The organism is Paraburkholderia madseniana (genome assembly GCF_009690905.1).
In the GTDB taxonomy this organism is placed as follows: Bacteria; Pseudomonadota; Gammaproteobacteria; order Burkholderiales; family Burkholderiaceae; genus Paraburkholderia; species Paraburkholderia madseniana.
Genome location: NZ_VOSW01000012.1, coordinates 19,731 through 43,620 on the forward strand (window position 1 = coordinate 19,731; position 23,890 = coordinate 43,620).

General features: G+C 63.3%; 25 protein-coding genes and 1 pseudogene. 19 read left to right on the forward strand and 7 right to left on the reverse strand.

Translation table 11 applies throughout. The features are described 5' to 3' along the window. Nucleotides 1-150 precede the first annotated feature (150 nt). Nucleotides 151-1,329, forward strand: coding sequence for an acetyl-CoA C-acyltransferase (locus FSO04_RS08460; protein WP_154559249.1), 1,179 nt, complete (start codon nt 151-153; stop codon nt 1,327-1,329). 168 nt (nt 1,330-1,497) lie between these two features. Here the strand turns inward: FSO04_RS08460 and FSO04_RS08465 are convergent, their stop codons facing one another. After that, the gene (locus tag FSO04_RS08465; protein WP_154559328.1) at nt 1,498-2,016 is read right to left on the reverse strand and encodes an LEA/WHy family protein; all 519 of its coding nucleotides are present in this window, start codon (nt 2,014-2,016) and stop codon (nt 1,498-1,500) included. 70 nt (nt 2,017-2,086) lie between these two features. Then, nucleotides 2,087-2,464: a hypothetical protein gene (locus tag FSO04_RS08470; protein WP_154559250.1), complete on the reverse strand. Its 378-nt coding sequence runs from the start codon at nt 2,462-2,464 to the stop codon at nt 2,087-2,089. A 178-nt stretch (nt 2,465-2,642) separates the two neighbouring features. Between FSO04_RS08470 and FSO04_RS08475 the strand changes: the two genes are divergently transcribed. From FSO04_RS08475 to FSO04_RS08500, 6 genes are all read left to right on the forward strand, one after another. After that, nucleotides 2,643-4,187: an aminotransferase-like domain-containing protein gene (locus FSO04_RS08475; RefSeq protein WP_154559251.1), complete on the forward strand. Its 1,545-nt coding sequence runs from the start codon at nt 2,643-2,645 to the stop codon at nt 4,185-4,187. A 63-nt stretch (nt 4,188-4,250) separates the two neighbouring features. Then, nucleotides 4,251-4,553 (forward strand): Dabb family protein, encoded by a 303-nt coding sequence (locus FSO04_RS08480; protein ID WP_168435614.1) that lies wholly within the window; start codon nt 4,251-4,253, stop codon nt 4,551-4,553. A gap of 8 nt (nt 4,554-4,561) precedes the next feature. Further along, nucleotides 4,562-5,047, forward strand: a complete 486-nt coding sequence (locus tag FSO04_RS08485; protein ID WP_154559252.1) for a PaaI family thioesterase — start codon at nt 4,562-4,564, stop codon at nt 5,045-5,047. Nucleotides 5,048-5,161: 114 nt separating this feature from the next. Then, nucleotides 5,162-6,160 (forward strand): NADP-dependent oxidoreductase, encoded by a 999-nt coding sequence (locus tag FSO04_RS08490; protein ID WP_154559253.1) that lies wholly within the window; start codon nt 5,162-5,164, stop codon nt 6,158-6,160. A 118-nt stretch (nt 6,161-6,278) separates the two neighbouring features. Next, nucleotides 6,279-7,166: an SDR family oxidoreductase gene (locus FSO04_RS08495; RefSeq protein WP_154559254.1), complete on the forward strand. Its 888-nt coding sequence runs from the start codon at nt 6,279-6,281 to the stop codon at nt 7,164-7,166. Between the two features lie 60 nt (nt 7,167-7,226). Beyond that, a complete protein-coding gene (locus FSO04_RS08500; RefSeq protein ID WP_154559255.1) occupies nt 7,227-8,186 on the forward strand; it encodes an alpha/beta hydrolase in 960 nt (319 codons plus the stop codon). Nucleotides 8,187-8,229: 43 nt separating this feature from the next. Here the strand turns inward: FSO04_RS08500 and FSO04_RS08505 are convergent, their stop codons facing one another. Next, entirely contained in the window at nt 8,230-9,075 is an 846-nt protein-coding gene (locus FSO04_RS08505) for an NRDE family protein (protein ID WP_154559256.1), read from the reverse strand. 84 nt (nt 9,076-9,159) lie between these two features. Continuing rightward, nucleotides 9,160-10,257 (reverse strand): CAF17-like 4Fe-4S cluster assembly/insertion protein YgfZ, encoded by a 1,098-nt coding sequence (gene ygfZ, locus FSO04_RS08510; protein WP_154559257.1) that lies wholly within the window; start codon nt 10,255-10,257, stop codon nt 9,160-9,162. Nucleotides 10,258-10,335: 78 nt separating this feature from the next. Between ygfZ and mltG the strand changes: the two genes are divergently transcribed. The 11 genes and pseudogenes from mltG to FSO04_RS08565 all read left to right on the forward strand — a co-directional run bounded on the left by mltG (nt 10,336) and on the right by FSO04_RS08565 (nt 20,697). After that, nucleotides 10,336-11,346: an endolytic transglycosylase MltG gene (gene mltG, locus FSO04_RS08515; RefSeq protein ID WP_154559258.1), complete on the forward strand. Its 1,011-nt coding sequence runs from the start codon at nt 10,336-10,338 to the stop codon at nt 11,344-11,346. Next, a complete protein-coding gene (tmk, locus tag FSO04_RS08520; RefSeq protein ID WP_154559259.1) occupies nt 11,346-11,966 on the forward strand; it encodes a dTMP kinase in 621 nt (206 codons plus the stop codon). The genes mltG and tmk overlap by 1 nt, the downstream gene beginning before the upstream one ends. 94 nt (nt 11,967-12,060) lie before the next feature. Continuing rightward, nucleotides 12,061-13,095: a DNA polymerase III subunit delta' gene (locus FSO04_RS08525; protein WP_154559260.1), complete on the forward strand. Its 1,035-nt coding sequence runs from the start codon at nt 12,061-12,063 to the stop codon at nt 13,093-13,095. Between the two features lie 108 nt (nt 13,096-13,203). Next, nucleotides 13,204-13,722, forward strand: coding sequence for a GNAT family N-acetyltransferase (locus tag FSO04_RS08530; protein ID WP_093633764.1), 519 nt, complete (start codon nt 13,204-13,206; stop codon nt 13,720-13,722). Nucleotides 13,723-13,781: 59 nt separating this feature from the next. After that, the gene (locus FSO04_RS08535) at nt 13,782-14,573 is read left to right on the forward strand and encodes a TatD family hydrolase (protein WP_154559261.1); all 792 of its coding nucleotides are present in this window, start codon (nt 13,782-13,784) and stop codon (nt 14,571-14,573) included. Nucleotides 14,574-14,625: 52 nt separating this feature from the next. Beyond that, complete coding sequence (locus FSO04_RS08540; protein ID WP_154559262.1) at nt 14,626-15,366, forward strand: ankyrin repeat domain-containing protein; 741 nt, start codon at nt 14,626-14,628, stop codon at nt 15,364-15,366. Between the two features lie 214 nt (nt 15,367-15,580). Continuing rightward, nucleotides 15,581-15,937 carry a Rap1a/Tai family immunity protein gene (locus tag FSO04_RS08545; protein WP_054042704.1) on the forward strand — a complete coding sequence of 119 codons (357 nt, stop codon included), beginning with the start codon at nt 15,581-15,583 and terminating at the stop codon, nt 15,935-15,937. A 357-nt stretch (nt 15,938-16,294) separates the two neighbouring features. Then, nucleotides 16,295-16,485: pseudogene (locus tag FSO04_RS48490) on the forward strand (mechanosensitive ion channel family protein); the annotation flags it as partial. Nucleotides 16,486-16,678: 193 nt separating this feature from the next. Then, a complete protein-coding gene (otsA, locus tag FSO04_RS08555; RefSeq protein ID WP_154559263.1) occupies nt 16,679-18,091 on the forward strand; it encodes an alpha,alpha-trehalose-phosphate synthase (UDP-forming) in 1,413 nt (470 codons plus the stop codon). 67 nt (nt 18,092-18,158) lie between these two features. Then, entirely contained in the window at nt 18,159-19,328 is a 1,170-nt protein-coding gene (locus FSO04_RS08560; RefSeq protein ID WP_154559264.1) for an AAA family ATPase, read from the forward strand. Nucleotides 19,329-19,629: 301 nt separating this feature from the next. Continuing rightward, a complete protein-coding gene (locus tag FSO04_RS08565) occupies nt 19,630-20,697 on the forward strand; it encodes a glycosyltransferase family 4 protein (RefSeq protein ID WP_154559265.1) in 1,068 nt (355 codons plus the stop codon). A 140-nt stretch (nt 20,698-20,837) separates the two neighbouring features. On the opposite strand, the gene FSO04_RS08570 is transcribed toward FSO04_RS08565, so the two are convergent. The 3 genes from FSO04_RS08570 to FSO04_RS08580 all read right to left on the reverse strand — a co-directional run bounded on the left by FSO04_RS08570 (nt 20,838) and on the right by FSO04_RS08580 (nt 22,822). After that, nucleotides 20,838-21,425: a BPSL1445 family SYLF domain-containing lipoprotein gene (locus FSO04_RS08570; RefSeq protein WP_154559266.1), complete on the reverse strand. Its 588-nt coding sequence runs from the start codon at nt 21,423-21,425 to the stop codon at nt 20,838-20,840. 361 nt (nt 21,426-21,786) lie between these two features. Next, complete coding sequence (locus FSO04_RS08575) at nt 21,787-22,233, reverse strand: hypothetical protein (RefSeq protein ID WP_154559267.1); 447 nt, start codon at nt 22,231-22,233, stop codon at nt 21,787-21,789. A gap of 292 nt (nt 22,234-22,525) precedes the next feature. Continuing rightward, on the reverse strand, nt 22,526-22,822 hold the full coding sequence (locus tag FSO04_RS08580) for a PsiF family protein (protein WP_115783158.1): 297 nt from the start codon (nt 22,820-22,822) through the stop codon (nt 22,526-22,528). A 448-nt stretch (nt 22,823-23,270) separates the two neighbouring features. Between FSO04_RS08580 and FSO04_RS08585 the strand changes: the two genes are divergently transcribed. Beyond that, the gene (locus tag FSO04_RS08585) at nt 23,271-23,567 is read left to right on the forward strand and encodes a YciI-like protein (RefSeq protein ID WP_154559268.1); all 297 of its coding nucleotides are present in this window, start codon (nt 23,271-23,273) and stop codon (nt 23,565-23,567) included. The last annotated feature ends 323 nt before the right edge of the window (nt 23,568-23,890 follow it).

A 23,890-nucleotide genomic window follows, 5' to 3' on the forward strand; every position in this document is an offset into this window, starting at 1 on the left:
GCGACTGAGCGATCCGCCAGCGCGCCCACCATCACCAGCCAACTTGCATGGGACCCGAGTAAGAGCTTTGCATGGGACCCGAGTAAGCGCTAAAGCGCCAACTCGGGTCGACAGCTAAAGCGCCAACTCGGGTCGACATAGGAGAGACATATGACTGACGCCGTAATCGTATCAACCGCCCGTACGGGCCTCGCCAAATCGTGGCGCGGCGGTTTCAACATGACGCACGGCGCGACGCTTGGCGGCCATGCGACACAGGCCGCTGTCGAGCGCGCGAAGCTGGACCCGGCGCGCATCGAAGACGTGATCATGGGCTGCGCGAATCCGGAGGGCGCGACGGGCATGAACATCGCGCGCCAGATCGCACTGCGCGCCGGTTTGCCGGTTAGCGTGCCGGGCATGACGGTGAACCGTTTCTGTTCGTCGGGTTTGCAAACCATCGCACTGGCCGCGCAACGCGTGATTGCCGGTGAGGGCGATGTGTTCGTCGCGGGTGGCGTGGAATCGATCTCGTGCGTGCAGAACGAGATGAACCACCACATGCTGACCGAAGGCTGGCTCAGCAAGAACAAGCCGGAAATCTACTGGTCGATGTTGCAGACCGCCGAGAACGTCGCGAAGCGCTACTCGATCTCGAAGGAACGTCAGGACGAATACGGCGTGCGCTCGCAACAGCGTGCCGCGGCTGCACTCGAAGCCGGCAAGTTCAAGGACGAGATCGTGCCGCTGACGGTGCTGGCCGGCGTCGCCGACAAAGCGAGCGGGCGTCTCTTCACGAAGGAAGTGACCGTCAGCGCCGACGAAGGCATTCGTGCCGACACGACGCTCGAAGGCGTGTCGAAGATTCGTACCGCGATGCCGGGCGGCGTGATCACCGCGGGCAATGCGAGCCAGTTCTCGGACGGCGCGTCGGCTTGCGTCGTGATGAACGCGAAGGTCGCTGAGCGCGAAGGGCTGCAACCGCTCGGCATTTTCCGCGGCTTTGCGGTGGCCGGTTGCGAGCCGGACGAGATGGGTATCGGCCCGGTGTTCGCGGTGCCGAAGCTGCTCAAGCAGGCAGGCCTGAAAGTCGAAGACATCGACCTGTGGGAGCTGAACGAAGCGTTCGCGGTGCAGGTGCTGTATTGCGCCGACAAGCTCGGTATTCCGCACGACCGCCTGAACGTGAACGGTGGCGCGATTGCGGTGGGTCACCCGTATGGTGTGTCGGGCGCGCGTTTGACCGGCCATGCGCTGATCGAAGGCAAGCGGCGCGGTGCGAAGCTGGTCGTCGTGACGATGTGTATCGGCGGCGGCCAGGGTGCGGCGGGCCTGTTCGAAGTGGTGTGATCGGGCGCGAGAGCGGGCTTGATTAAAAGCGGGTGTCGTGTGGTTCGGTGCGATGTGACGTGCAGGCATTGAATCCACGGCACCCGTTTTTTTATCCGGGTGGGTTTGGCTCGCCTCGGCCGCGGGCAAGAATCACCGGCATCGACTGGCGGCACGGACCGAGCCGCATCAGGGCAAAGCAGTACCGAGCGTCGGCAGGCTTAACGTACCTTGATCGACGAAGCGTGTCGTGCCTGTCAAGCCGCCGGCGAGCTTGCCGCGCAGGATGTACGGAATCTGTCCCGACTGCGCGGAGTCCGCTTGCACGGCGCCTGCGAAGGCGAACGCCTGGCGAACCGCGGCGAAGGCGGGCACCGTCAGCGGTACATTGACGACCGTTTCGCCGAAGCGCGGCACGGTGCCGCTCTGATCGCTGACACCGCTGGCGAACGGCTTGCCGTTCAGTTCGAGAGCAAGCGACACGCCGTCGAAGTTGACAGCGGATTCATTGGGATTCTGTACGCGCAGTTTGACATTGAAGCGCATCTCCAGGCCCTGACCGTCGACCGGTTCGATGCCGGCCACGCTCACGCGCAAAGGGTCGCCGCCGAACAGACCGGCGCAGCCGTTGAGCGTCAGCGTGATGACGGCGAGGATCGCGGCCAGACGGGCGTGCCGGCGGGACAGCAGTACGCGAAAGAAGAACATGACCGGCACCTCGAAGGAAGCGGGTTGGGTCATGCATTGTAGCGGGGTGTTCCGCGGCAGCAGAGACGTTTCAGGTGACGCGCTGCAGCCGCGTTTTGACGAGGTTCGTCAGCTTGCGCACGGCTTGACTGATGAAGCGGTGCCGCTCGTTTTCAGCGCGCCGTGGCTCGACGACGAACGCGGCGGATTTCGCATGCGCTGTGCTGATCGACACGACGCCGCGCTGTGGCGTGATATAGCGTTCGCCTTCATGCAGCGTGATCGACGTGACTGGAACGGCGTCTCCCAGCCACGCCAGCGAATGATCGCGGAAGTCGAGTCGCAGATTGCCTTCGACGGCCACGATCGAGGTTCGTGCGCGCAAATCGTGCACGGCCATCTGACCGGCGGCAACGCGCGAGGTGGCGGCATCGTGAGGCAAACCCGTGCGAGGTTGAGTGATGGGCATGACCGATTCCCTTAAACCGTTTTCATGCCACACAGCTTATTGAGTCCGTCCGGGTGAAAACAGACGCAATAATGGACAATGTGAACCGGTACAAGGCGGGGTTTAAACATGCTGTATCGGTTGGAATCTCGCGGATGTGTATCTGTCCCTACGCCCTAACTATCCGCACCATCGGCTCATGAGCACTTCTACCTCGATACCCGACGCACAAGCGGCGACGTGCACGGACGCGCCGCCATCCGTGGGCCGGCCCCCGGATGGCCGGCCCACGGATGGCCGCCCCCTCTACCGCCAACTGGCCGACCAATACCGCCGCGCGATCGATAACGGTGCGCTGCGTCCCGGCGATCGCATGCCGTCGATGCGCGCCTTCATGCAGCGGCACGGCGTGAGCCTCGCAACCGCGACCGAGAGCTATCGAACACTGGAACGCGCCGCGCTGATCGACGCCCGGCCACGTGCCGGTTATTTCGTGCGCGCCCGTCAAACCGCAGCGCTGCCCGAGGCAACCGAGCCCGACCTTGCGGTCGTGCCCGGCGCCGCGCAGTTCGTCGGCATCCATTCGGCGATTTCGGCGATCGTGTCGAAATTCCAGCGCTATCCCGACGCGCTGAACCTCGGCGGCGCGACCGCATCGCCCGATCTTTATCCCACCGACGCTTTGCAGAAGGCCGCGCTGCGCGCCTTGCGCCGACGGCCGACCTTGCTGACCGCGGCCGGACCCGATCAGGGCGATCCCGAACTGCGCGCCATCATTGCGCGCCGTGCGCTCGACGCCGGCATCCAGATCGGCGCGGACGACGTGATCATGACCCACGGCGGCATCGAGGCGGTGAACCTGGCCTTGCGCGCGGTCACGCAGCCGGGCGACACGGTCGCGGTGGAATCGCCGTGCTTCTTCGGCTTGCTGCAGGCGCTGGAAAGCCTAGGCCTGCGCGCGCTCGAAATTCCGGCCAGTCCGACTACCGGTATTGCCATCGAAGCGTTGGCGTTCGCGCTGCAAACGCATCCCGGCATCAAGGCGGTCGTGGTCGTGCCGAATCTGCAGAACCCGCTCGGCAGCGTGATGCCCGATGCGCACAAAGCACGGCTCGTCGAACTTTGCGCGCGAGCGGGCATTCCGCTGATCGAAGACGATCCCTACCGCGAACTCGCCGACACCGGGCAGCCGCCCAGATCGTTGAAGGCCTGGGATACCGACGGCACGGTGATCCATTGCACGTCGTTCAACAAAACGCTCGCTCCGGGCATGCGGGTCGGCTGGATCAACGGCGGACGCTGGCATCCGCGCATCGGCATGCTGAAGTTCGCGCAGTCGCGCCATAACGAGCAGTTGTCGCAAGTCGTGCTCGCCGAATTTCTGGAAACGAATGTGTATGAACGGCATCTGCGGCGTTTGCGCGACCGTCTGCGGATTCAGCGCGAACGGATGGCCGCAGCAATCGCCGCATCGTTTCCCGACGGCACGCGCTTCACGCCGCCGGGCGGGGGTATGTTTTTCTGGATCGAGCTGCCGCGTGACTTGTCATCGGCTGCTTTTTTCGATGCGGCTTTGGACGAAGGTATTCGCGTGATGCCGGGCACGGTGTTTTCGAACGCTGGGCGCTTCGATCATTTCATTCGCCTGAGTTGCCCGAGTACGGATCTCGATCAGGCCGATGACGCGGTGCGCAGGTTAGGGCGTCTGGCGGCGCGGAGGGTAGCGCATGCGCGAACGCCGTAGCGGTTATGATTTCCCGCTGTGCTTAGTCCCGGCCCAACGAACTGAATCGAAGAAGGTGATCCCGTGATCCGTCATATTGTGATGTGGAAGCTCAAGGAAACTGCAGAAGGTGCCTCGCGTGTCGAAAACGTCCTGAAGCTGAAGGAAAAACTCGAAGGCTGCCGCGACATTGTTCCGGGCATGCTCAAGCTCGAAGTCGGCATCGCGGCACCGGGCCTCGAATCGACCTACGACATCGTGCTGGTGTCGGACTTCACCGACAAGGCCGCGCTCGACGCCTACCAGGTCCATCCGACGCACACGGCGCTGAAGGGCTTCGTCGGTGCGGTGCGCGAATCGCGTGAATGTGTCGACTACGAAATCTGAAATCCGCAATGACCGACTCATCCTCATCTAAAGCGAGCAGCGCGACGCTGCCCGAAAGCCCGTTCGTCGACCGGCTCGGCGCGCAACTCGTCTCGGCGGCGGACGGCGCCAGCGAGGTCGTGTTGCCGCTGCAACCCGATCACATGAATACGTGGGATGTCGCGCATGGCGGCGTGACCATGACGCTCGCCGACGTCGCGCTTGCGATGGCCGCGCGCAGTCTGGCCGGCGACGGCGTCGGCGTGGTCACCGTCGAGATGAAGGTCAACTTCATGCAACCGGGTCGCGGCGAATTGCGCGCCACCGGCCGCGTGCTGCACCGCTCGACCACCATGGCCTATTGCGAAGGCGAGATCCGCGACAGCGAAGGCCACTTCGTCGCCAAAGCACTCGGCACTTTCAAATATATGCGGCGCCTCGCCGTGGGCCGCGACGTGACGCAACAGCGTCTGCGCAGCGACCCTTCGGCGAAACCCGGTCCAAGCGACGGTTAATCACCGGATGAATCGCGTGCGTGTCGAGTGCCGCGCGCGCTGCCCCCTCTTTTGCAGACGCTGTTGGTTCGAACTATTCGCCGATCACATCGGTAACTCATGGAGACGATCGTCATGCCCCAAATCAACCGTCAACTCGTGCTGGCTTCGCGTCCGCAAGGCGCGGTTACGCCCGATAACTTCAAGCTTGTCGAAACGCCGCTGGCGCCGCTTGCCGATGGCGAATTCCGCGTGCGCAATCACTTCCTGTCGCTCGACCCGTACATGCGCGGCCGGATGAACGACAGCAAGTCGTACGCAGCGCCGCAGCCGCTGAACGAAGTGATGATCGGCGGCACGGTGGGCGAAGTGGTGGAGTCGAAGAATCCGAAGTTCGCGGTCGGCGATAAGGTCGTCGCGATGTTTGGCTGGCAGGAGTACGGCACCTCGAACGGTGCGGGCGTGCAAAAAGTCGACGATACGCATGTGCCGCTGTCGGCGTATCTTGGCCCGGTCGGTATGCCCGGCGTGACGGCCTGGTACGGCCTGAACAAAATTATCGTGCCGAAAGCAGGCGAGACGGTGGTGGTTAGTGCGGCGAGCGGAGCCGTGGGCAGCGTGGTCGGGCAACTGGCCAAGCTGGCCGGTGCGCGCGCGGTCGGCATCGCGGGCGGCGCGGACAAGTGCCGCTATGTGGTCGAGACCCTCGGCTTCGACTCCTGTGTCGACTACAAGGCCGGCAATCTGTATCAGGAGCTCAAAGCTGTGACGCCGAATGGTGTCGACGGTTACTTCGAGAACGTCGGCGGCGAAGTGCTCGACGTGACGCTCGCGCGCATGAACGCGTTCGGCCGCATCGCGTTGTGCGGGTTTATCGCGGGCTACGACGGCCAGCCGATGCCGCTCAAGCATCCGTCGCTGATGCTCACGCAGCGGTTGCTGGTGCAGGGCTTCATCGTCAGCGAGCATATGGACGTGTGGCCTGAAGCGCTCAAGCAGCTCGGCACGCTGGTCGCGCAGAAGAAGCTGCAATATCGCGAGACCATCGCGCAAGGGCTCGATGCCGCGCCTGAAGCGTTTATCGGTCTCCTGAAGGGCAAGAACTTCGGCAAGCAACTCGTCAAGCTAATCTGAGCGCGGCAGCTGTCGAGCCGCGCATGCGGTAGATGTCGGTGAGACTCGGCCGATAAACATATCGGCTGAGACGGTTCCCAGCGGATAATCCCCGACCGCTAAATTCAGGAGAGGAAGGATGTTCGAATTCGAAGGCAAGGTGGCGGTGATCACCGGTGCGGCAAGCGGTTTCGGCCGGGCGTTCGCGGAGAAGGGCGCGTCGCTCGGCATGAAGCTCGTGCTCGCCGACGTGAATCCCGAGGCGCTCGCGCAAACCGTCGACGCATTGCGCGCCGGCGGTGCGGAGGCGATTGGCGTGCCGACCGACGTGTCCGATGCCGCCCAGGTCGAAGCGCTCGCGCAAGCGGCGCTCGACGCCTTCGGTAAAGTCCATCTGCTCTTTAACAACGCGGGCGTGGGCTCGGGCGGCTTCCTCTGGGAAAGCACGGCGAACGACTGGGCGTGGGTGTTCAACGTCAACGTGATGGGCGTCGCGCACGGCGTGCGCGCCTTCACGCCGATCATGCTGCGGCAGAACGAACCCGCGCATATCGTCAACACGGCGTCGGTGGCGGGCTTGTTGTCGCCGCCCGCGATGGGCATCTACAACGCCTCGAAGCACGCCGTCGTGTCGTTGACGGAGACGCTTTATCACGACCTGCAGTTGGCGCAAGCCGGGCATACGGAGGGCGGTGCAGTCGGCTGTTCATTGTTGTGTCCGGCCTTCGTGCCGACCGGCATCGCCGACGCGGAACGCGCGCGGCCCGCGGATTTGCGCAACGATAGCAGGCCGACCCGCTCGCAGATCGCCGCCGGCAAGCAACTGCAACGCGCGGTGCAATCGGGCAAGCTGACCGCAGCCGACGTCGCCGACATCACGTTCGAAGCGATCGCTGCGCGGCGTTTCTACATCGTCACGCATCCGGGCATCATGGCGACGGTGAAGCTGCGTCACGAGGACATCGAGCAGTTGCGCAATCCGACTGATCCGATGTCGCTGAAGCCCGAAGTGAAGAACGCGAGCTAGGTGCTGTTTCCCCACTTTTGAACCACTAACCTTCGCCGACCACGCGCCACTCGACGCCCAATGCCGCTGAACCCGAAAATCGAGCAGGTGCTCGACATGATCGCGCGCGCGAAGCGCCCGCAACTTCACGAGTTGACTCCGCAACAGGCGCGCGCGTCCTACGAAAAAAGCGCGCCGATCCTGGAGATCGCGAGCGCGCCAATGTTCGCGATAGAAGACCTGCGCGTGCCGACACGCGACGGCGCGACGATTCGTGCGCGGCTTTATCAACCTGTCGAGCCGAGCTGGGCCGAGCCTGCGCCGGCGTTGGTGTATTACCACGGCGGGGGCTTTACGGTCGGCAGCGTCGCTACGCACGATGCGTTGTGCCGGATGTTCGCGCGCGACGGACGTTGCACGGTGCTGTCGGTCGATTACCGGCTCGCACCCGAGTACAAATTTCCCACCGCCGTTGAAGACGCATTCGATGCGTTGACCTGGCTGCACACGCATGCCGCGGAGTACGGCATCGATGCGGAGCGGCTGGCGGTGGGCGGCGATAGCGCGGGCGGCACGCTGGCAACGGTGTGCGCGGTGTTGGCACGCGATGCGGGCATCAAGCTCGTGCTGCAATTGTTGATTTATCCGGGCGCCACGGGCTATCAGCAAACCGATTCGCACTCGCGCCTCGCCGATGGCTTCCTGCTGTCGGGCGACACGATTCAATGGTTCTTCGACCAATACGTGCGAGATAAAAGCGACCGCGACGACTGGCGTTTCGCGCCGCTCGACGGGACGCGCGGCGCGCCTGATTTCAGCGGCCTTGCACCGGCATGGATCGCGACCGCCGAATACGATCCTTTAAGCGACGAAGGCGACGCGTATGCGGAGAAACTACGCGCAGCGGGCAACCGGGTTGCGCTAAAACGCTACCCGGGCATGATTCACGAGTTCTTCAAGATGGGTGGCTACGTGCCTGACGTCGCAGAGGCACATGCGGATGCCGCCGCGGCTTTGCGGGTGGCGTTCGGTGTGGAGTAATCGTCGTTCCGTGTAAAACGGCCAGGCGGCCGTCAAACTCGCGTCAGGCGATCTCGCGCTCGACATTGAACGCGAAGCTGCGCTCGAAGTCGCCGGGCCGTACGATCCGGTGCGAGCCGTTATCGTCGCTGCGTTCGGCGGCCGCCACGCTGATCACCTCGCCATGCGCCACCACGCGCACCGCGGTCGTGCCACGCGTGCCATATTCCGGCGTTTCGATAAACGCCGCCGACAACGCGCGCTCCCGTTCGAGCGGAATACCGGTGGACGGCAATTCGTCATCGCGCGCGAGGCGCGGATCGCGCATCAGATCGATCAGGCGCTCAAGCGGCGGCATTGCATCACGCGTAAGCATGGCGCCCAGTTCCGCGCGCTTTTTAACCAGCTTCGGCCAGGCGGTATCGAGCACTGCGTTCGAGATGCCGTGCGTGCCGGACTCGAGCAGTGTGGGTGCAGTGTTCGACCGGTTGCAGTACCAGCCGAGCTCGCGGCGCGTCCAGTCGCCGACGAGCAGATTGAATCCGTTGTAGATGTCGCCCGTTTGCGCGACGTGTTGCAGATAGTCGAGCGGCGTTTCGTGCGGCCCGTTGTCCGAGCCTTTTGCCGGGTCACTGAGCCAGTCGCTCACAAGCGTGCCGCGGGTCGGCGCATCGGCGCGCATTTCATGCGGCGCGCGGTAATTGGTCAGCGCGGCGAAGCGGCCATCGCGCGACATGCCCAGCCACGTGCCGCCGCCCACCAGATCGCGGCCGGCCAATACGGTCGGCGCGTCATGCCACCAGTTGATCGGCTCCGCGGTACGGCGAAAAAATTCGTCGCGATTCGCGGCGAGCGTGAGAAGCGGTCCGTCGACCGCATCGGGCCGCCAGTCGAAGACGATCAGGCACATCGGGTGGTGTCTCCCGGTGAGGGCAGTGGAGGAACAGATGCCATGAAAAAGCGGCGCTCGATTGCGCCGCTCGGGTTTCGGCGTTTAAACCTCAGTCGGCAACCCATACGGCAACGCCAGGAACGTCAGCGCCGGCCCCTCCGCCGCGCCCAGATGCACCGTGCCGCCTTCGAGCGCCGCCAGCTTGATCTCCAGCAGCACGTCGACACCACCCTCCGGCGCCGACGCCGCATTCACCACCATCCCGCACGGCTGGCCCGGATCGTTCGAATGGAAAAGTTCGGCTCCGGCCCTGACCGTCGCCAGTTCACCCGTCACGTTCGCGAGCGAGGTGCGCCGCTTGATCGTGCCGCGATACTGGCTGCGCGCCACCACTTCCTGACCCGGATAGCAGCCTTTGCGGAAATTGACCGCGCCGAGCACGTCGAAGTTGACCATTTGCGGCACGAACTGCTCGACCACCGGCTGCGTGATGCGCGGTTCGCCTGCGCGAATGTCGAGCCAATCCCATACCGCCGGCGATACGCGCTTGAGCTTTTCGTCGAGCAAGGGCAGGCGCGCCTCGACCGCGGCCTTCGGGCCGACCCACAGATAGCGCAGCCGGCCCAGCGCGTCCGGAACGCGAATCAGCGACCCCGCCGTGCCGTCCACCTGGACGTGCACGCCGTCGGGCAGCGCATCGAACACGCCGGAAAGCGCTTTGCGCACGTCGCCCGCGAGACCCACCACTGCCAGTTCGCCGCTCGCATCAACCAGCTTGGCCTTGGCGCGCAGAACGAACATGGACAGCCGTTTCTGCACGGCGGCCTGCACGTCCTTCGACACCAGCAAGCGGATCGTCTCGCCGGTGCGCCACGTCAGGAACGACGCCAGCAGCCGACCCTTGGCCGAACAATAGCCCGCAAGGCGCGCATTGGCTGCGTCGAGGTGCTGCGTGTCGTTGGTCAACTGGCCATGCAGGAAGCTCGCCGCGTCGTCGCCGGTCGCGTCGATCACGCCGAACTGCGTTAGCGGCATGTAGGCGCCTTGCCCGATGACAGCGTCGAATTCCTCAGCGGCGGGCCGCGGCAAAGCAGGAAGTCCGACGGGTGCGGAAGCCTGTGCCGTCGCAGCGGTGCCCGTGTGAGCAACTGCGGGCGCAACTGAAGGCGTGCCTGAAGCGGTAGCGAGCGGTGTGTTCATGGATTCCGGGAACAGTCAATTCTGACTTTAGCTAAGGCAAACAAGTATTATATGAGGTCCAACCCAGCCCAGTTTCGCATGACCCTTCTGAAGAAATGTTTCGTCGCCGGCTCAATCGTCGTTGTGCTGGCCGCAGCAGCAATCGCAGGCGGATATCACTGGGCCACCAGCCCACTCGATTTGACCCCCGCGCAACTCGATGTCACCGTCAAGCCGCACAGCAGCCTGCGCAGCGTTACGCTGCAGCTCAACCGCGGCGGCGTGCCGGTCGAGCCTGAACTGTTCATCATCATGACGCGGCTGCTCGGTCTGCAAAGCGATCTGAAATCGGGCAACTACGAGTTCAAGACGGGCATCACGCCGTACGAAGTGCTGCAAAAAATCGCCCGCGGCGACGTCAACGAATATGTGGCGACCATTATCGAAGGGTGGACCTTCAAGCGCATGCGCGCCGAGCTGGACGCCAATCCGGCGCTCAAGCACGACACGATCGGCATGAGCGACACCGATCTGATGAGCGCGATCAACGCGCCGGAAGCGTCGCTCGGCAACGGCGAGGGGCTGTTTTTCCCGGACACCTATCTGTTCGACAAGAACACCAGCGATCTGGACGTGTACCGTCGCGCGTACCGGCTGATGCGGTTGCGTCTGGACGAAGCGTGGACCGCGCGTTCGCCGAACCTGCCGTACAAGACGCCGTACGATGCGCTGACGATGGCGTCGATCATCGAAAAGGAAACCGGCAAGAAATCGGACCGGCCGATGGTGGCGGCCGTGTTCGCGAACCGTCTGCGCGTGGGCATGCCGCTGCAAACCGACCCCACCGTGATCTACGGCATGGGCGACAGCTACACGGGCCGCATCAGGAAGAAAGACCTGCAGACCGACACTCCCTACAATACCTACACCCGGATGGGGCTTCCGCCAACACCCATCTCGCTGCCCGGTGTCGCATCGCTGCAGGCGGCGATGAACCCGGCGCAGTCCACCGCGCTGTATTTCGTTTCGCGCGGCGACGGCAGCAGTATCTTTTCTGACACCCTCGGCGATCACAACAAGGCCGTGGACAAATACATTCGAGGGCAATGATGGCGCGGGGCAAATTCATAACGTTTGAGGGCATCGACGGTGCCGGCAAGACCACCCACCTAGGCTGGTTTCGCGAACGCCTCGAAGAGAAAGTCGCGAGCACCGGCCGCTCGGTCGTGATGACGCGCGAGCCGGGCGGCACGCCGCTCGGCGAACAGATCCGCGAAATCGTGCTGCATCAGAAGATGGACCTCGAAACCGAGGCATTGCTGATGTTCGCGCTGCGCCGCCAGCATCTGGCCGAGGTGATCGAGCCGGCGCTGGCGCGCGGCGACTGGGTGCTGTCCGACCGCTTCACGGACGCGACCTTTGCGTACCAGGGCGGCGGCCGCGGCCTGCCGCGCGACAAGCTGGAAACGCTGGAGCGCTGGGTGCAGGGCGGTTTTCAGCCGGACCTGACGGTGCTGTTCGATCTGACGCCGGAGGTTGCCAGCGAACGGCGCAGCGCCGCGCGCGATCCGGATCGGTTCGAAAGCGAGTCGGAGGCATTTTTCAATCGCACCCGTGCCGAATATCTGCGCCGCGCGGAAGAAGCGCCGTACCGGTTCGCTATCATTGACTCTTCGCAGACCATCGTGCGAATTCAGAAGCAACTTGAAGAGTTGATCGCAGTTCTTTGATTTTAAAAGAATATAATCCCGAGTTATAACGGATGACGAAGTTCGTGTGGTGTCTCATCAAGCGTCGTCAACCGATTGATTTTAAAGAGAAGCGATGATTTATCCGTGGCAAGCCGATGACTGGAACCGCCTGCAGCAGTTGCGTGGACACTGGCCGCACGCTTTGCTGCTGCATGGCCAGGCGGGGATCGGCAAGCTGCGCTTCGCGCAGCACCTCGCGCAGGGGCTTTTGTGCGAAGCCCAGCAGGCCAACGGCGAGCCGTGCGGCGCCTGCGTCGCCTGCAACTGGTTCACGCAGGGCAATCATCCTGACTATCGGATCATCGTGCCCGAAGCGCTGGCCGCCGAAGCCGGACTCGCCAGCGCCGCGGACGAAAAAGCCGAAAAGGCCGACGGCGACGAAGGCAAGAAGACGCGCGCGCCCAGCAAGGAGATCAAGATCGAGCAGATTCGTGGCTTGCTTGATTTCGTCGGCGTTGGGTCGCATCGTGGCGGTGCGCGCGTGGTCGTGCTGTATCCGGCCGAGGGGCTGAACATCGCCGCGGCCAACGCGCTCCTGAAAACGCTCGAAGAACCGCCGGCGGGCGTGGTGTTTTTGATGGTGTCGGCGCGCGTCGATCGCCTGCTGCCCACCATCATCAGCCGTTGCCGCCAATGGCCGATGACGATGCCCGCGCCGGAAGTCGCCACGAAGTGGCTCGCCGCGCAAGGCGTCGCCGAAGCGCCCGCGCTGCTCGCCGAAGCCGGCGGCGCGCCGCTCACGGCCCTCGCTCTCGCGAGTGACGAGAACCGCACGCTGCGCGACTGGACCCTGAAGCAACTGGCCGCCGGCGCTGATTGCGACGCCTTCGCCTGCGGCGAGGCGCTGCAGAAGCTGCCGGTACCGCTCGTGCTCGGCTGGCTGCAACGCTGGATGTACGATTTGCTGGCGCAGCGCACGGCCGGCACGCCGCGTTATTTCCCGCAGGCGTCGACGGCGTTGTCGCGCTGTGCGTCGCAAGCCGACGCCAGCGCGTTCGCGCGCTTCATGCGCACCGTGACGCGCCAGCGCGCTGTCGAGAACCATCCGCTGAACGCGCGGCTGGTGTTCGAAGAACTGTTTATCGGCTATCGCGAGCTGTTTGCGTAAATCAACTTTGATGGCCGCCGGTGTGTGCAAGGCTGGCGTGCCTTAACCCGCCACGCATGATCCATGCATCCGTCCGCCGATTCGCCTTCCATCTCACGTCAAAGCACCATGAGCCTTTCCTACCGCGATGCGACCTTCGACGATCTGCCCGCGATCGTCGCCATCTACAACTCAACCGTGCCGTCGCGGCAAGTCACCGCCGATCTCGAGCCGGTGAGCGTCGAAAGCCGTCTGGCGTGGTTTCATGCGCACGGGCCGCACAAGCGTCCGCTGTGGGTGGTGGAAGATCCGCAGCAGTCCGGCCGCGTGATCGCGTGGTTGAGCTTCTCGGATTTCTACGGCCGCCCGGCCTATCTGCGTACCGCCGAAGTCAGCATCTATCTGGACGAAAGCGCGCGTGGCAAGGGTCTCGGCAAGCAACTACTGGCAGCCTCGCTGGCAGTGGCGCCGACGCTCGGCATCGACACCGTGCTGGGCTTTATCTTTGGCCACAATGACGCAAGCCTGCGCCTGTTCCGCGGCTTCGGTTTCGACACGTGGGGGTCGCTGCCGCGCGTCGCGGTGCTGGACGGCGTGGAACGCGATCTGGTGATTCTCGGCAAACGGCTCGAGCCGGCCGCGGCCTGATTTACAGCCACGATTTACAGCCAGATTCACACCCAGCTACTTATCAGCAGGACATCATCATGTTTGTCGATTCGCACTGTCATATCAACTTTGAAGGACTCGCCGACCGCCTGCCGCAGGTGCTCGAGAACATGCGCAGCCATTCGGTCACGCATGCGCTGTGCGTATCGGTCGATCTGGAGACGCTGCCGTCCGTGCTGGCGATCGCCAACCAGTACGAGAACGTCTACGCGTCGGTTGGAGTGCATCCCGACCACGAGGACATGCGCGAGCCGAGTCTCGCCGAACTCGTCGAGCTGGCCGAGCATCCGAAGGTGGTCGCGATCGGCGAGACCGGCCTCGACTACTACCGCCTGGAAGGCCGCACGATTGCCGATATGGAATGGCAGCGCGAGCGCTTCCGCACCCATATCCGCGCGGCGCACGCCACGAAGAAACCGCTGATCATCCACACCCGGTCGTCGTCGGAAGACACGCTGCGCATCATGGCCGAGGAGCGCGCGAGCGAGCCGGGCGGCGTGATGCATTGCTTCACCGAACCGTGGGCGGTCGCCGAGCAGGCGTTGGCGCAGAATTTTTACATATCGCTGTCGGGCATCGTCACCTTCAAGAGCGCGACCGACGTGCAGGACGTTGCGCGCCGCGTGCCGCTCGAGCGTTTGCTGATCGAAACCGACTCGCCGTACCTCGCGCCCGTGCCGTATCGCGGTAAGCCTAATGAACCTGCGTACGTAAGTTATGTCGGACGCTTCATCGCGCAACAGCGCGAGATGCCGGATACGGCACTGGCCGCCGCGACGACACAAAACTTCTTCCGGCTCTTCAAGATTCCCGCGCCGGCTGGTGTGTGATCGGTAAAGCCAATAAATATCAAATGGATAGGGAAGTTTCCTAAAGTAAAACATGACAAATTATTCGACTTCGACGGCGGCGATTCAAGAGACTTCAGCGGCGCAAATTGCCCTCGGTTCGGCACGCCGCAGCGTGTCGCGCCTCGCGCTGGCCGCAACGTTTGCCTGCGCCGCGCTGACTTCGCTGGTCGCTTCGCCGGTTCAGGCCGCGCCGATCGACTCGCTCATCAAGTCGGTGAAATTCGACGACGTCGACGGTGTCAACAAGCTGCTCGCCAAGGGCATGGACCCGAACAGTGTCGACAACCAGGGCATCCCGCTGTTGGTGATCGCCGCGCGCGAGAAGTCGGACAAGGTGGGGGCGGCGCTGATTGCCAATCCGAAAACCGACATCGAGATCCAGGATAAAGCCGGCGAGAACGCGATGATGATGGCCGCGCTGGGCGGCGACCTCGACTTCGTCAACCTGCTGATCGCGAAGGACGCCGAAGTCAACAAGAAGGGCTGGGCGCCGCTGCACTATGCGGCTGCGAACGGCCACGACGATATCGTCAAGGTGCTGCTCGACCATTCGGCCTACGTCGACGCCGGCTCGCCGAACGGCACCACGCCGCTGATGATGGCCGCGCGCGGCGGTCACGTGTCGACGGTGAAGCTCCTGCTCGATAACGGCGCGGACCTCACGGTGAAGAACCAGATCGGCCTGACCGCGCTGGATTTCGCGAAGACCTATAAGGAACCGGACGTGGTCGAAGGCCTCACCGCGCGCCTGCAGCAGATGCAACAGAAGTGAAGTGCGCGAAAAGCCGGAGAACCGGCCACCGGGGCGCCAGCTTCACGGACACCGGCTGTCGGTTCCCTGGGCCACAAATTTGCCTGAAGATAGCACCCGTTGGCATGCCTGCCGCTTCGCAAAACAGTGCAGAATGACGACTTGGCGTGTTGCGAGGCGCGCCGGTTCGATGCGGCGCAAGACCGCCTGATAAACGACCCTGGAAAGGAACACCATGCTGCGGGCTTTGATTTTCGCCAGCGCGCTTGCCGTACCGTTATCGGCAGCCGCGTTTACGGGAGGCGACCTCAACAAGCTGTGCACGAAAACCGATGTGGCATCGCGTAGTGCGTGTGCCGCGTATATCGAAGGCGCTGCCGACGGCATCTTCAACACGATCGACGCGATCGGCGGCACCACCGGGCCGCGCGTCGGCCAGTACTACTGCCTGCCGCCGGACGCGCGCTCGGCGCAACTCACCGACGCGGTACGCAAGTACATCGCCGAGAATCCGATCGTCGCGGGCTATAACGCCAGCACGGCGATCTCGCTCGGGCTCGGCAAGGCATTTCCTTGCAAGAGCGGTAGCTGATTTGAATTTGATGTGAGTCGCGGCTGACGTTTGCGCCGCGTGCCCGAATCGGGCACGTCGGGCGTTTCAGCCGGCTTGAGCCTTGAGGCGTGTTTCTGGCCGGCTTAAACCCGGCCGCCCGCTTTCACAGGCCGCCGGCTTAAGCACCTATCCCCGGTCCTGGCGGACGAACGCCTAAGATGTCTACAGGCATGCCGCGCCGGAAGCCTCAAATCTGGACGGCGCGCGCCGCTGTTTCAGCGCTCGTCAGCGTCAGTGTCATCAGCGGGGCGTGGCCTTCGCGCTCATGCCCGCTCCCTCGGCATTTTGCCGCCTGTTCGGCCAATGGCCTCGCCCGCGTAGTGCCCGCTCCACGCGATGCCACGGTTGCGCGCCGACGTGTCGGCCGAACTCGAAACCGGCAAGGGCGAACCGCCGACTGGGTGCCGCGCAGCACGCAGACGCCCGCCGGCAGCACCGCCGCGCACACCGAGGCCGATCCCGTGGCAAGCCGCGCCGGTCGTCATCAGGCGGGCGATCCGTTGCAGCAGGTGAAGGAAAAGGTGTAGCGCCGCATGCAGCGCAGATGAGTGCAACTGATCGGACACCCAGGCGGTCGAATCGTCCATCTGACTCACGAACCTGGCGCGGCATCGCGCGTTTTGCAGCCGCTTGACGTCATCGAAGTGTTGCAGCGCTCGAGGCGTCACCAGCCCCTGAAGCGCGAACGCCGTGCCGTGCGAACAAAGGAGGACTACCAACATGGGCCGACTGATCGTCGTGTCGAATCGCGTCGCAACGCCGACGGAAACCAAAGGGTCGGCAGGCGGCCTCGCGGTCGGCGTGTTCGGCGCGCTGGAGGACGCGGGCGGCGTATGGTTCGGCTGGAGCGGCGACGTGGTGAGCGAGACCGTCGCCAACGCCGGTCCGACGCTGGAGCAGGACGGCGCGGTGACCTTCGCGACCGTCGGGCTCACGCGCAAGGATTACGACCAGTATTACCGCGGTTTCTCGAACGCGACGCTCTGGCCCGTCTTCCACTACCGTAACGACCTTGCACGCTACGAGCGCGACGAGTATGCCGGCTACCGCCGCGTCAACGCATGGCTTGCGCACAAGCTGATCAAGCTGCTCGAACCCGACGATGTGATCTGGATTCACGACTACCATCTGATCCCGTTCGCCGAAGCACTGCGCTCCGAGGGCATCACGAACCGCATCGGCTTCTTCCTGCACATTCCGTTTCCCGCGCCGCAGATTCTGCTCAACATTCCGCCGCACGAAGAGTTGGTGAAATCGCTCTCGTGCTACGACCTGCTGGGCTTCCAGACCGCAACCGATGAACTCGCTTTCCACGACTACGTGACGCGCCACGCGCGCGGCACCGTGAGCGGAGGCAACCATGTGGAAGCCTTCGGCCGCAAGCTGCGCACGGGCGTCTATCGGATCGGCGTGTTCCCCGATGAAATCGCCGAACAGGCCGAGCGCTACGAAAGCCGCCAGCACGTGCTCGACCTGAAGCAGAGTCTGGAGGGCCGCAAGCTGATCATGAGCGTCGACCGGCTCGATTATTCGAAGGGACTCGTTGAACGTTTTCGCGCCTTCGAGCAACTGCTGGAACGCTCACCCGAATGGCGCGGCAACGTGACGCTCGTGCAGATCGCGCCGCCGACCCGTTCGGACGTCGCCACCTATCAGAAGATCCGCCAGGATCTCGAATACGAAGCAGGGCGCATCAACGGCCGTTATTCGGGCCTCGATTACACGCCGATCCGCTACCTGAATCAGCAGTACGACCGCTGGAAACTGATGTCGCTGTTTCGTGAGTCGCAGATCGGCTTTGTCACACCGTTGCACGACGGCATGAATCTGGTCGCGAAGGAATACGTCGCCGCGCAGAATCCGGACGATCCGGGCGTGCTGGTGCTGTCGATTTTCGCCGGTGCGGCGGCGGAGTTGACTGGCGCGCTGCTGGTCAATCCGCACGATGCGATCGGCATGTGCGAGGCCTTGCAGCGCGCGTTGCAAATGCCGCTCGATGCACGCCAGCGGCGTCACGAGATCAATATGGCGGCGCTGCGCAAGAACGATCTCGGCGTGTGGCGCGATAGCTTCCTGAACGATTTGCGCAGTGTGCCCGTGCAGACGCCGGGCAAGGGCGGTGGACATAAATGATGGTGCGTTTGAACAGAATGGTTTTACTGAGCGCCCGGCAGCGCGCGTTTGATCGAAAGGTGTCCGCATGCTGAGGACGTTGGCCATCGCGGGGTATCGGTCGCTGCGCGAGTTGATCGTGCCGCTCGGGCAGTTGAATGTCATCACAGGCGCGAATGGCAGCGGCAAATCGAGCGTGTATCGCTCGTTGCGTTTGCTGGCCGAGACGGCGCGCGGCGGGGTGATTACATCGCTTGCGCGTGAGGGTGGTTTGCAATCCACGTTGTGGGCTGGGCCTGAACGTTTCTCGCGCGCGGTACTGGCCGGAGAATTGCCAGTCGAGGGCACGCGCCGGAAAGAGCCGGTGAGTCTGCGGCTTGGATTTTCCGGCGATGAGTTCGGTTATGCGATCGATCTCGGGTTGCCGCCGCTCGACAGGGCCACCCGCTTCCCGCTCGACCCCACCATCAAACGCGAGTGCATCTGGAGCGGGCCGGTGCTGCGGCCGTCGGCCTTGCTGGTCGACCGGCACGGCGCAGCGCTGCGTACGCGTGACGAGCAGGGCGAGTGGCAAACCATCCCTCAACCTGTCGCGAGTTTCGACAGCATGATGACGGAGTTCTCCGACCCACGGACCGCTCCCGAGATGATCACGGTGCGCGAGCAGATTCGTTCGTGGCGCTTTTACGATCATTTCCGCACCGATGCCGAAGCGGCCGTGCGTCTGCCGCAGATCGGCACGCACACCCCGGTGCTCTCCAACGACGGCGCGGACCTCGCCGCGGCCTTGCAAACCATTCGCGAGATCGGCGACCCGGTTGCGCTCGATGCCGCCATCGACGACGCCTTTCCCGGTTCGCGCCTCGACGTCGCCTCCTCGCAGGACGGCCGCTTCGAAGTATCGATGCAGCAACACGGCCTGCTGCGGCCGCTGAAGGGCGCGGAACTGTCGGACGGCACCTTGCGTTATCTGCTGCTGGTGGCCGCGCTGCTCACGCCGCGTCCGCCCGCGTTGCTGGTGCTGAACGAACCGGAGACGAGCTTGCACCCGGACCTGCTGTCGGCGCTGGCGCGCCTGATCGCGCGGGCTTCCGCGCATTCCCAGGTGCTGGTGGTGTCGCACGCGGCGCGGTTGATCGCGGCGCTCGAACGAGAGGACGGCAGCCAGTCGATCGTGCTCGAGAAGCACTTTGGCGCCACGCGCATCACCGATGCGGACAATCGCGACCTGCCGCCGTGGAAATGGCCGGCGCGATAACCGTGGCCACGTGATCTGGTTGAGGGCAATCGGCAGGCGAGGTACCCAGGCTACGTACCTAAGCTACATACCTGAGCGGATAATAGGCGCGCCATCGGATGTAAGTCGAATGTAACAGCGCACAGGAATTGCAAGGCCAAGGGTTTTTTTGTTCCGCCCTGGTGAATAATGGTGTGATGCGGATGGTGCAGGCGGACGCCCGGCGTTCACTGCATTGATGGAGAAGGACCGGCGCTGTCATAAGCGGCGCCGCTGACGTGCACCGCCATCGGCGCGAGCCGTCAGTTCACGGAGACAAAATATGAAGATTGCGCAGATCGCCCCTTTGACCGAATCGGTGCCGCCGAAGCTATACGGCGGCACGGAGCGCGTCGTGTCCTACATCACCGAGGCACTGGTCGATCTCGGCCATGACGTGACGCTGTTCGCGAGCGGCGACTCCGTCACGAGTGCAAAGCTCGAACCCGTCTGGCCGCGTGCGCTGCGTCTGGACCCGGGTATCCGCGACCGCATCGCGCCCCACATGCTGTTGATGGAACTGGTGCGCCGCCAGGCCGAAAACTTCGACGTGCTGCATTTTCACCTCGACTATTACTCGTTTTCGGTCTTCAAGCGCCAGGAGACACCCTTCGTCACGACGATGCACGGCCGCCTCGATTTGCCCGAACAACAGCCGGTGTTCGACACCTTCAACACCGCGCCCGTGATCTCGATTTCGAATTCGCAGCGCCATCCGTTGCCGCAGGCCAAGTGGCTCACCACCGTCTATCACGGTCTGCCGGAGCAGCTCTACACGCCGCAACCGGTCGAGCAGAAGTACCTCGCGTTTCTTGGCCGTATCTCGCCGGAAAAGCGCGTCGATACCGCGATCCGGATTGCCGGACGCTGCGGCATGCAGATTCGCATTGCCGCGAAAGTGGACGCTGCCGATCGCGAATACTTCGAACGCGAAATCCGGCCGTTGCTGGACTTGCCGTATGTCGAGTTCATCGGCGAGATCGCGGATAACCAGAAGGCGGAGTTTCTATCCGGCGCGCATGCGCTGCTCTTCCCGATTGACTGGCCGGAGCCGTTCGGCCTCGTGATGATCGAAGCGATGGCGTGCGGCACGCCGGTGATTGCGTTTAACCGCGGCTCGGTACCGGAAGTGCTCGACGACGGCGTGACAGGCTTCATTGTCGAAGACGAGATCGGCGCGGTGGCGGCGGTCAATCGCCTGCACAAGATGCCGCGGGCGGGCGTGCGGCAACGCTTCGAAGAGCGCTTCACGTCGCACCGGATGGCGCAACAGTATGTGGATGCGTATCAGTCGGTGATTCGCGCGCAGAAGCGTTCGCGCTTCAAGGTGATCGATACGTCGGGGAGTTGAGCGGCGTAAAACCGGCCCACACGGCGGCATGAAAAAGAACGGCGATGTGCACTACGCATCGCCGTTTTTTTATTGCCGCTGTGTCTGGGGCCGGCAACCGGATCACGCGGGATCACACGGGATCGCGCGGGGCCGCGAGCCTAGATCTTCAGGCGCGTTACCTTGGTGCCCTGCAGCGAGATATCGGCCATCAGGCCGGCATTGGTCAAAATGAATACTTCGACCGGGGCCGTCGCCGTGGTCGTGTCGATCGCGCCGTTGGCGCCCATCTTCACCAACGCGACGGAGGCGTCGCCGCCCGCCGACCAGCCATCGGCATTGCGGAATGTGTCGAGCGAGTCCTGCGTCATGAACAGGAAGACGATGGCCTTCGATTGCGCGCCCGCCTGCAGACCGAGCGAGCCGGAAACCGTGCTGTAGTAGCCGACCGTGCCGCCGCCTACGCGCAGCGCACCTTCGCCATACTGGCCGCCAACGATGAAGCCTGCTTGCAGTACCGACGGGAACACCAGTACGCCGCGCGCCTTGGAGACGAGTTCGCGCGAACCCTTCACGGTTGTGAACAGGCGCGACATGGTGCCGTCGACGCTGGCGTCGATCGACTGGCGTTTGGAGGCATCAGTGGAGGGTGTGCTGGGGTTGCCGCTGTTAGTCGTGCAACCAGCGAGTGCAAGGCCTCCGAAAGCGAGCGCAGCGGTAGTCTTCAGCATGAAGTTTCGTCTTTGCATCGTTTTTCTCCATCATGGTTCCTGGGCACAACCTCATATGGTGTTGCCGGGTTGCCTTTAAGTTATATCACACGCAAGCGTAGACGGCGTACTTCGTGGTTCGGCGAAAAGCCTTGTGGGGCGGGGGTTTGCGACCCGTCGCAAGGCGCGCTGCTGTAATTCTGACCGGTGGCGGGAGGGCGTTGAAAGACGCTCGGACAGCGCCTTCGAATGGGCTTCTGACGGATCGAACCGCGCAGGGACCGGCTCATCGGCGCTCGGGTCGAAACCGTATGGAGGACCGGTTTTTACCGATTTTTCGCGTTCACGATTCGCATTGAAATCGAATTGAAAGTGTTGCCTCGATGCTGCATCCGCGTCCTCACCCATGGTTTGCCGGACTTTTGACCGGCGGGCGCCGCAGCACGCGGCGAATCATGCCGATCAATACGCCAATCAGGAACAGCGTGACGGCCGGGACGATCCAGTAGCCGACGAACGCATGCCAGAGGTAACCCATAAGCGTGGAGCGGCGCACGCTGTATTCGTTGCGGGCGTCCTGCTGGCGCGGTGCATTGGCCGCCAGCACATCGGCCGGGCAGCCGGCGGCTTGCGCCTCGTCGGGCTTGCCGCGGCAGCGCGCGGGCGCGCCGGCGGCGCGTTGTGCGTCGGTGAAATTCCAGGTGGTCAGCGCACGGTCGAGGTCGACGGCGTTATACGCCATTTCCTCCCGGATCTCGCTGACTGCAACGATCGCCACGGGCACGGCCCAGAATATGATGACGACCAGCCACCGCCTCAACCAGCGGTTTTTATGCTTCGATACCATCCTTGCCTCCGATCGATGCTCTGCAGCACCAACGACAAGATGGCGGCCCGTCTAATGTTGTTTATGGGGGTGGGCCGTCTCCGCAGCCATCATAGAAGAAAAACGGCGCGTTCGCGCGGATGGACTGCGAAGGGATAGGTCGCGCGAGGGCGGCTGCCGGGAGATAAGCGGCGACGGAGAGTGGGAGTCAGGACAGAAGGAAGACAGCGGCCGCGCCGGAAAATGGCGCGGCCCTGTTCGAGCAATACGCGGCCAGACACGCGGCGCGTGGGCCGCGCCGATTGCCTCGTGTTTAGTTAGCCGGCGCGGACGACAGGCAGGTCTTCATGAAGGCCTTACGGTCGTCGCCTTTCTTGCCGGCGGCTTGCGTGTTACACGCCTTCATCTTGTCCTGCTGGCTCATTGGTGCGGCGGCGGCCGGCTTGGCGGACAGGCAGGTCTTCATGAAGGCCTTGCGATCGTCGCCTTTCTTGTCGCCAGCCTGCTTGTTGCAGTCGGCCATTTTCGTTTGCTGGCTGTTCTGCGCGAACACCGGCGAAACGAGGACAGTACCCAGCACCAGCGCAGCGATAGCGGATTGGATTTTCATGTGACACTCCATCGGTGGTGAAAACGTTTTTGGTCGTTCATGCGCGTGGGCGTCAACGGCGTCCAGGACCCCTCGGCACGTCGATTATGGCAAATGCTGTCTGCCAGAACGGACGGAATGGCATTCCGGTTGACAGGCGAGCACGCTGGTTTTCCCCTACGCAGCGGGGTTGGCGGCCCCCCGGGGGGATAAAACGATCGAATCGCAGCAGTGCAAAAATATGTTATGCAATCCGGATTAATTGGCGAGGCGTATGCAAATGAATTAGGCCGGCGTCATTCCATATGGACGATCAAATTCTAAACATCCAATTTGCATTGCTGCAGGTGCAAATGAATAGGAAATCGGCAGAAAATCCCGTTGAAGATCATAGGGGTAGTCTTGACTGGAATTCCTGCGCCGATGCGCCGCCCGTCGTCTCAGTCACGCAAGCCAAAGGAGGCTCGCCATGCACTACCTGTTGATGTATGACCTCGTGCCGGACTACCTCGAGAGGCGTGGCGCGTATCGCGACGCCCATCTGGCTCTCGCCTGGGCGGCAGCGGAGCGCGGTAAATTGCAACTGGCCGGAGCCTTGACCGAGCCTGTGGACACTGCCGTGCTGCTCTTCAAAGGCGACTCTCCCGAAGCCGCCGAAGCCTTTGCCAGAGCCGATCCGTACGTGCTCGCAGGGCTCGTAACGCGCTGGCGCGTCCGCCCATGGATGACCGTGGTGGGTGAGGGCGCGGCGAACCCCGTGCGCTAGAAGCTAGCGCGAACAGCCGCGCTCGCACGGCGTCGAGAGGAATGCGAACAGCATGAAGAAGCGCTGTGTTCGCTTCGACGACAATCGCGTCCCGATGTCACTCAGGTGCTGTCAAAACGCTGCGCCGAGACATTCCGCAGCCGGGCGGAAATACCTTCAAAATGCATCGAAATGCGTTGTGACTCAAATGCCGATTTCGTAAATGCAATTCGCCGTCGTTGCCGCGCCATTGTGCTGTGCAATAACGCCTTTCGGCGCCGGAACCGACGGTGGTTCTGTTACGGCAATACGAAAAATGACGCAGCAAAAAGGACAAGATTGTT